Annotated in this window: 1 protein-coding gene; it reads right to left on the bottom strand. The window is 49.9% G+C overall.

The genetic code is table 11. From position 1 onward, the window contains the following. Nucleotides 1-551: methyl-accepting chemotaxis protein (locus R8N49_RS29620; protein WP_318190759.1), on the bottom strand; the 551-nt coding region annotated here is incomplete at both ends.

The following is a 551-nucleotide window of genomic DNA, read 5'->3' as shown; positions in this document are numbered from 1 at the left end:
ATTCAACTCAGTGACTTGTTGCTTCACTTGCAACGACGTCTCAGAAGCATGCTGACTGTTACTCGCCACCATTTCGACCGACTGCGTAATGCCTGCCATTAACCCATTTATGGATTGCGTTGCGTGAGATTGCTGCTCGGCAGCAGCGGCCAATTCTGCCATTTGCTCGTTTAGAGAACCGATCTGCTCTGTCGTTGAAACCAATCTCGTTACGGCATTATCGATGTGTTCAGCACCTTGCTCTGCCAACGACTGGCTGTGTTCAATTTCCTGAACCACCGTGTGAGTTGAACGCTGAATTGCGTTAATAATACCGTTGATTTCTGTCGTCGATTGCGTGGTTCTTGTCGCCAACATGCGCACTTCATCGGCAACCACAGCAAAACCTCGCCCTTGTTCACCAGCTCTCGCCGCTTCAATTGCCGCATTGAGTGCCAGCAAATTAGTCTGTTCTGCTAACCCTTCAATCACTTCCGTCACGCGGCCAATTGCTTCGCTCTCTTTGCTTAACTGCGTAACTTGGGTGCTGGCGCTTTCTATGCTGCTGTGTA

The organism is Vibrio sp. 1978 (assembly GCF_033344345.1).
This window is presented reverse-complemented; position numbering and strand designations above follow the sequence as displayed.